This is a genomic window from Deinococcus rhizophilus, assembly GCF_030271215.1.
In the GTDB taxonomy this organism is placed as follows: domain Bacteria; phylum Deinococcota; class Deinococci; order Deinococcales; family Deinococcaceae; genus Deinococcus; species Deinococcus rhizophilus.
Genome location: NZ_JASNGB010000144.1, coordinates 1 through 7,487 on the forward strand (window position 1 = coordinate 1; position 7,487 = coordinate 7,487).

A 7,487-nucleotide genomic window follows, 5' to 3' on the forward strand; every position below is an offset into this window, starting at 1 on the left:
CCCTCGCCGCGCGGGAAGCCGTGAGCCGGGGCGGGGACCTCGCGGCGGCGCGGCAGGCTGTGGCCGGGGTGCAGGGCAGCCTGCTGGCCGAGTTCACCGTGCCCACGCTGGAGTACCTGCGCCGGGGCGGACGGCTGTCGCGCACGCAGGAATTCATCGGCAACATGCTGGGGGTGCGGCCCGTGCTGCGCTTCGACGCCGGACGCCTGCAGGCCGTGCGCCGGGTGCGGGCCGCGCAGGCGACCGGGGACATCCTCGCGCACCTCGAAGCGCAGTTCGGGCGCGAACCTGTCGCGGTGACCATCGGACACGCGGGACGTGACCCCGCCCGGATCGCCGAGTTGCGGGCCGCCGTGCAGGCCAGCCGTCTGAACGTGGCCCAGGGCCGACTGCAACTGCTCGGCCCGGTGATCGGCGCCCACGTCGGCCCCGGCACCTACGGCCTGATGGCCCGGCCGGTGCTCGCGTGAGAACCGGGGGTTCACCCCCGCCGCGCCGTGAACAGCACCCGCGTGAAGGCGTAATAGACCCGCTCACCCGGCCACCGCTCCCGCAGCCGCGCGAGGTAAGCGGCGGTGAACCGCGCCGCGTCCGCCCTGCCCAACCGTGACAGGTAGGGCACCAGCGCCGTGCCCCGCGTCCAGTCCAGCACCCCCTCCGCGCCCGGCAGCACGACCGGATACACCTTGCTCAGCGCCGTGACCTCGGCCGCCCCCAGCGCGTCCAGCACTTCCGCGTAGGCGGCGGGTGTCAGCACCGGGGAGGCCCCGTGCGCCGTGCCGAAGCGGGTAAAGCCGCCCAGCTCCGCCGCGAACGCCTCCGCCGTCCCGGTCAGCAGGCGGTGGCTGTCGTGGTCATGGTTGGCCGGAACTTGCACCGCCAGCACGCCGCCGGGCCGCAACCGCTCCCACAGCCGCGCCAGCAGCGCCGGGTGGTCCGGCAGCCATTGCAGCGCCGCGTTGGAAAAGATCAGGTCGTACTCGCCCGTCAGTTCCAGAAGATCCCCCTGCCTGAAGCGCAGGTTCGGCTGCCCGGAGGCGTCCGCCTTCGCCAGCATCTCCGCGCTGCTGTCCAGGCCCAGGACCCGCGCGTCCGGGAAATGCTCCGCCAGCCTGCGCGTAGGCTCCCCCGTCCCGCATCCCAGGTCCACCACGTCGCGGTAGGGGAGACCGGGAACCAGCGCCAGAAGGTCATCCACCGGGGCGCTGCGGGCCTCGCGGTAGCGGTGGTAGAGGTCGGAATTCCAGGCCACCAGAGCAGCGTAGCCTGACCGCGCAAGAAGTGTACGTACCGCAGGGGTGACAGGCGCGGCAGCTTCCGCTCCTGGCTTGAGCCGTTCTCCCGCGCCTCCATGGCAAGGGCGCGGTGCTCGTCCGCGCAGGACTGGCCTCCGACCCGCTCCACCCAAAGGGGCGGACCCGCACAGCACAGGCCCGCCCCCTTCCCGCTCACGCCCTCAAATCCGCGTCAGGTGGGCCGTGCCCCCTTCAACCTCCGCTGCGTACCCTTCGCCCGGCCCGAAGGTCAGTTCCCCGGCCAGCACCTCCCCGGCGATAAAGTCGCGCCAGACCTCGGCCGCCTCCCGCGCGTCCCCGGACAGCTCCAGCGACAGGCGGATGCGGTCCTGCACCTCGAAGCCCGCCGCCTTCCGCGCCTCCTGAATACCGCGCACGAGGTCGCGGGCCAGGCCCTCTTGCACCAGTTCTCGGGTGAGCGCCGTGTCGAAGGCGACCAGGAATCCGGCGTCCTCGGCGGCCGCGACGCCTTCCGGGGCCTTCGCGTCCACGAGAACCCCATCGGGCGTGAGTTCGAAGCTCTGCCCCCCCGCCTCCACCGTGAAGCTCTCCCCGGCCTGCACCGCGCGGGCCACCGCCGCCGCGTCCGCCGCCGCCAGCGCCGCCCGCACAGAGGGGAGCGCCTTGCCGTACACCTTGCCGATCACGGGGAGGTTCGGGCGCAGGCTGTACTCCACGAGGTCGGTCACGCCCTCCAGAAAGGTCACCGCCTTGACGTTCAGTTCCTCCATGATCTGCGTCTGGGAGCGGCGCAGCGCGCCTTGCAGCTCTGGCGTGCCCGCCCGCACCGTGGCGCTCGCCAGCGGCTGCCGGGTCTTGAGGTTGTGTGCTCCGCGCACCGCCCGGCCCAGGTCGACCACCTTGATCACGGCGGCCATTTCAGCGGTCAGGCGCTCGTCCAGCCGCTCCGGGCGCACCTGCGGCCAGCGGGTGAGGTGAACGCTCTGCGCCCCCTGCCCCCGCGTGAGGTTCCCGTACATCGACTCCGCCAGGAAGGGGGTGAAGGGCGCGGTGAGCTGCGAGACGGTCAGCAGCGCCTCGTGCAGGGTCGCGTAGGCGCTCAGGTCCACCTGTCCCCCCTCGCCCCAGAAGCGGTTGCGGTTGCGCCGCACGTACCAGTTGCTCAGCTCGCCCACGAACCGCTCCAGCGCCCGGCCCCCACTCCGCGCGTCGTAGGCGTCGAGGCTGGCCGTCACGTCCCGCACCGTCTCCTCCAGCCGCGCGAGCAGCCAGCGGTCCATCTCGGGGCGCTCGGAGACGGCGGGCGCGTCCTCCAGCCCCGGCCGGTCCAGATTCGCGTACAGCACGAAGAAGGAATACACGTTCCACAGCGTGTTCACGTAACTGCGCTGCGCCTCCGCGACCAGCCGCTCGGAGAACCTCTTCTGGTCGCCGGGGTCCGACGCCATGAACATGTACCAGCGCACCGAGTCCGCCCCGTAGCGGTCGAACAGCGGGAGCGGCTCCACGACGTTGCCCTTGCTCTTGCTCATCTTGGCGCCCGTCTCGTCCACGATGTGCCCCAGGCAGATCACGTTCTTATACGCGGGCTGGTCGTACAGCATCGTCGAGATCGCGTGCAGGCTGTAGAACCACCCGCGCGTCTGGTCGATGGCCTCGCAGATGAAGTCGGCGGGAAAGTGCCGCTCGAACTGCGTCTTGTTCGCCTCGAACCCCGGCAGCGCCCGCTCGCCCGTCTCGTCGGTCAGCAGGCCCCACTGCGCGTAGGGCATCGAGCCAGAGTCGAACCACACGTCCAGCACCTCGGGCACCCGGCGGTAGGTCTTGCCCCCCAGCTCGAAGGTCACGTCGTCGATATACGGCCGGTGCAGGTCCAGTTCCGAGAGGTCGCGTCCGGCCAGCTCCGACAGCTCGGCCACGCTGCCGACCACCCGCAGGTCGCCGTCCTCGCTCATCCAGAAGGGCAGCGGCGTGCCCCAGTACCGCTCTCTCGAGATCGCCCAGTCCACGTTCCCTTCCAGCCAGTTGCCGAAGCGCCCGTGCTTGATTCCCGGCGGAACCCAGTTGATCGCCTCGTTGGTCTCCAGCATCCGCCCCGACATGCTCGCCGTGCGGATGTACCACCCCTTCTTGGCGAAGTACAGGATCGGGTCGCCCGTGCGGTCGTGGAAGGGGTAGCGGTGGCGTAAGGTCCCCGCGTGGAACATCAGGCCCCGCGCCTTGAGGTCCGCGACGAGTCCCCTATCCGCGTCCTTGAAGAACTTGCCGCGCTCGCCCGTCACCTGCAGGATGCCCCGGTCGTCCACCCCGAACATCAGCGGCACCCCGTACTGGCGGGCGAGTTCGAGGTCCTCCGCGCCGTACGCCGGGGCCTCGTGCGCCACGCCCGACCCGTCCGCCGCGCTCACGAAGTCCGCCAGCGTGACGAAGTGCATCACCGGGCGCCCGTCCGCGTTGCGCTCGTGGAGCTCCTTCAGCACGCCCAACTCGACGGCCACCTCCGGGAAAGGCGGCTCGTACTCCACGCCCTCCAGATCACGGCCGGGGAAGGAGGCCAGCACCTCCAGCGGCGCCGCACCCTTGTGCAGCCCCGAGAGCCGCTCCACCGCATCCGCCGCCACGATGATCGGCCCGCCTTCCGCTCCCCGCGCGACCACGTAGGTCAGGTCCGCATTCACCGCCGCGAGCGTGTTGCTGGGCAGGGTCCACGGGGTCGTCGTCCACACCACCAGCGCCAGCCCCTGCCGGTCCTCCCCGCCCAGTGCACTCAGCGCCGCGTGTGCCCGCTCGGGCAGCGTGTCCCAGATCACCGGGAAACGCACGTACACGCTGGGATCGTCCACCATCCGGTAACTGTCCACTTCGCCCAGTTCGGCCTTCGAGAGGGTGGTGGAGATGCGCGGGGAGAGCGGCACCACCTTGTAGTCCTGCGCGACGAGGCCCTGCGCATGCAGCCGCTTCAGCAGGTTCCACACGCTCTCCACGTAGCGGTTCTGGTACGTGATGTACGGGTCTGAGAGGTCCACCCAGTAGCCCAGCCGCTCGGTGAAGGTGTTCCACTCCTGAATGGTTTCCCACACCGACGTGCGGCACAGCCGGTTGAATTCCTCCAGCTCCGCGCGGCTCGCCCCGTGGTTGCGGCCCTGAAGCCCCAGCTTCTTCTCCACGCTGATCTCGACCGGGAGGCCGTGGGTGTCCCAGCCGCCCTTGCGGGTGACATGGTAGCCCTGCATCACCTTGTAGCGCGGAAAGAGGTCCTTGAAACTGCGCGCCAGGACGTGGTGCAGCGCCGGGCGCCCGTTCGCGGTGGGCGGTCCCTCGTAAAAGACGAACTCGGGCTGGCCTTCCCTCCGCTCCTGGGTGCGCTCGAAGATGCCTTCCTGCTGCCAGCGTTCCAGCACTCCGGCCTCCAGTTCACGGAAGCTGGGCTGTGAGGGAACCGGCCCGAAAAGGGTGGGGGAAGAGGAGGTGGGCTTGGATTCGGTGGTCGTCATGGGGACTCCTTGGGAGGCTCGGAACGTCGGCGGGTGAGGAACAGCGAACCACGGCACGCCCCAGCTCTGCTGCTGGGACGCGCCGGGGACACTCTCGCGCGTGGTACCACCCAACTTCACCGCCCCTGGGAGCGGCCTCTGGTCAGGCCCTCTGCCGGGGGGCCGGTCCGGACGGGTCTACTCGGCCCGGCGATGCGGGGCCTTTCTTCCGCCAGCGCGGGAGGGGATCTTCGGCGGGGCGGCCCTGCGTCCGGCTCTCACCACCCCGGACTCGCTCGTAGGGGCCCGTCTCCCCGCGTACTCGCCTCGCGGTCGCTTCCTTCGCGTTGCTCACCCCCCGCAGGGAGTGGTGCTCATGGTAGGCGGGCAGCATGGGCGGGGTCAATCCGCAGGACCTGGCTTGCCCATCCCTGACCGGAACATGACCACGGGGGATACAATCGCCCCATGTCGCCTGCCCCGCGTGCGGGCGGGCCGCCCACCCTGCTCATCCTCCCCTTTCCCTCCCAGGAGCCGACCATGGAATTTTTCATCGATACCGCCGTCGTGGACGAGGTCCGCGAGATTCACGCCTGGGGCGTCCTCTCGGGCGTCACCACCAACCCCAGCCTGGTGGCCGCCTCGGGCCGCGACTTTAGAGAAGTGATCGAGGAACTCTCCGCCCTCGTCGGCGGGGCGATCAGCGCCGAGGTCACGGCCCTTGACGCCGGGGGCATGATCAAGGAAGGCCGCGAGGCCGCGGGCTGGAGCGAGCACGTCGTGGTCAAGCTGCCGCTCACGCCCGCCGGGCTGCAAGCCTGCCGCACCCTGACTGGCGAGGGCATCAAGACCAACGTGACCCTCTGCTTCTCGGTCCCGCAGGCCCTGCTCGCCGCCCGCGCCGGGGCGACTTACGTGTCACCCTTCGCGGGCCGGGTGGACGACGTCGGCTGGGACGGCATGGAACTGATCCGGCAGATCAAGGAAGCCTACGTGATGGGCGACATCTCCACCAAGGTGCTCGCGGCGTCGATCCGTCACCCGCAGCACGTCGTGCAGTCCGCGCTGGCCGGGGCGGACGTGGCGACCATCCCCTACAAGGTCTTTACCTCCATGATCAAGCACCCGCTGACCCAGGCGGGCCTCGACGCCTTTCTGGCCGACTGGGCCAAGCGGGCCGGGGCCAGCAGTGACACGCCCGCAAGCGAGGCGGGCACCAACCCGCAGCGGGGCGGCGTGACTCCCCAGGGCGGATCAACACCGGGAGGCACGCAGCAGTGACCCAGCCCCTGAGCGCCCCGCTGCCCTACCACGAGCTTCAGGACAAGATCCTGCCCGAGCTGCACCTGATCGCCGCCGGGCTGGGCATCGAGAACTACCGCAAGCTGAAAAAAGACACCCTGGCGCTCGCCATTCTCGAGCGTCAGGCCGAGGCCGAGGGGCAGGTGCTCGCCCGCGGCTACCTGGAGATCAGCGCCGACGGCTACGGCTTCCTGCAATCGGACCTGCTCGACCCCGCCTCGCGCAGCGTGCTCGTCACGGCGGGCCTGATCAAGCAGTTTCACCTGCGCACCGGCGACGACGTGATCGGCCGCGCCCGCAGGCCCCGCGAGAACGAGCGCTACGGCACCCTGGTGCAGGTCGAAGCCGTCAACGGGCTGGACCCCGAGTCCGCCCGCAAGCGTCCCCGCTTCGACGACCTGACGCCCACCTTCCCCGACCACCAGCTCGTGCTGGAAGACCCGCTGATGGACGACAGCCTCTCGCTGCGGGTGGTGGACCTGCTGGTGCCCATCGGCCGGGGGCAGAGGGCCCTTATCGTCGCGCCGCCGAAAGCGGGCAAGACCACCCTGCTGAAAAAGGTCGCCAACTCCATCGTCAAGAACTACCCCGACGTGACGGTGATGGTGCTGCTCGTCGACGAGCGCCCCGAGGAGGTCACCGACTTCCGCGAGAGCGTGCAGGGCGCCCAGGTCATCGCCAGCACCTTCGACGAGCCGCCCTCTCACCACGTCCGGGTCGCGGAATTCGTTCACGAACGCGCCCGCCGCATCGTGGAGGAAGGCGGGCACGTCGTCATCCTGCTCGACTCGATCACCCGCCTCGCCCGTGCGAACAACCTCGTCACGCCGCCCACCGGCCGCACCCTCTCGGGCGGTCTGGATTCCAATGCGCTGCACTGGCCCAAGAGATTCCTGGGCGCGGCCCGCAACATCCGCGAGGGCGGCAGCCTGACCATCCTGGCGACCGCGCTCGTCGAGACGGGCTCGCGCATGGACGACGTGATCTTCGAGGAATTCAAGGGGACAGGCAACGCCGAACTCGTCCTCTCGCGCAGGCTGGAAGAACGCCGCATCTTCCCGGCCCTCGACATCCTGAAGTCCGGCACCCGCCGCGAGGAGCTGCTGCTGCAGCCGGAAGTCCTGAAGAAGATGTGGCTGCTGCGCAAGGTCATCTCTGACATGGACCCCGCCGACGCGATGGAGATGCTGCTGGGGCGCATGGGCAAGACGCGCAACAACGTCGAATTCCTCGCCAGCCTCGCCGGTTGACCCCCTCTTTCCCCGGCCCCGCCCCCCGGTGGAGCCGCCCGTTCCTGGAGTCCGCGTGCGTGAGTTCCCCTCCCCGCCCCCCCCGGGGCACCCTGCCCTCCTGACCCGTGCCCTGCTGACCCGGCCGCTGCTGCTCGCGGCCCTGCTGCTGGCTCCCTCAGCAGCCGCGCAACCTGGCCTCCCCCCCCTGCCCGGCCCCGCCGAGC

General features: G+C 70.2%; 5 protein-coding genes. 3 read left to right on the forward strand and 2 right to left on the reverse strand.

Annotated elements, in window-relative coordinates:
• The coding region (locus QOL99_RS13010; RefSeq protein ID WP_285524426.1) for a DegV family protein at positions 1–470 on the forward strand (470 nt) is incomplete at its 5' end.
• A gap of 11 nt (positions 471–481) precedes the next feature.
• Here QOL99_RS13010 and QOL99_RS13015 read toward each other — a convergent pair.
• Entirely contained in the window at positions 482–1,252 is a 771-nt protein-coding gene (locus tag QOL99_RS13015; protein ID WP_285524429.1) for a methyltransferase domain-containing protein, read from the reverse strand.
• A 204-nt stretch (positions 1,253–1,456) separates the two neighbouring features.
• Complete coding sequence (ileS, locus tag QOL99_RS13020; protein ID WP_285524431.1) at positions 1,457–4,750, reverse strand: isoleucine--tRNA ligase; 3,294 nt, start codon at positions 4,748–4,750, stop codon at positions 1,457–1,459.
• A 519-nt stretch (positions 4,751–5,269) separates the two neighbouring features.
• Between ileS and fsa the strand changes: the two genes are divergently transcribed.
• Positions 5,270–6,010 (forward strand): fructose-6-phosphate aldolase, encoded by a 741-nt coding sequence (gene fsa, locus QOL99_RS13025; protein ID WP_285524433.1) that lies wholly within the window; start codon positions 5,270–5,272, stop codon positions 6,008–6,010.
• A complete protein-coding gene (gene rho, locus QOL99_RS13030) occupies positions 6,007–7,281 on the forward strand; it encodes a transcription termination factor Rho (RefSeq protein ID WP_407650183.1) in 1,275 nt (424 codons plus the stop codon). The genes fsa and rho overlap by 4 nt, the downstream gene beginning before the upstream one ends.
• Positions 7,282–7,487 lie beyond the last annotated feature (206 nt).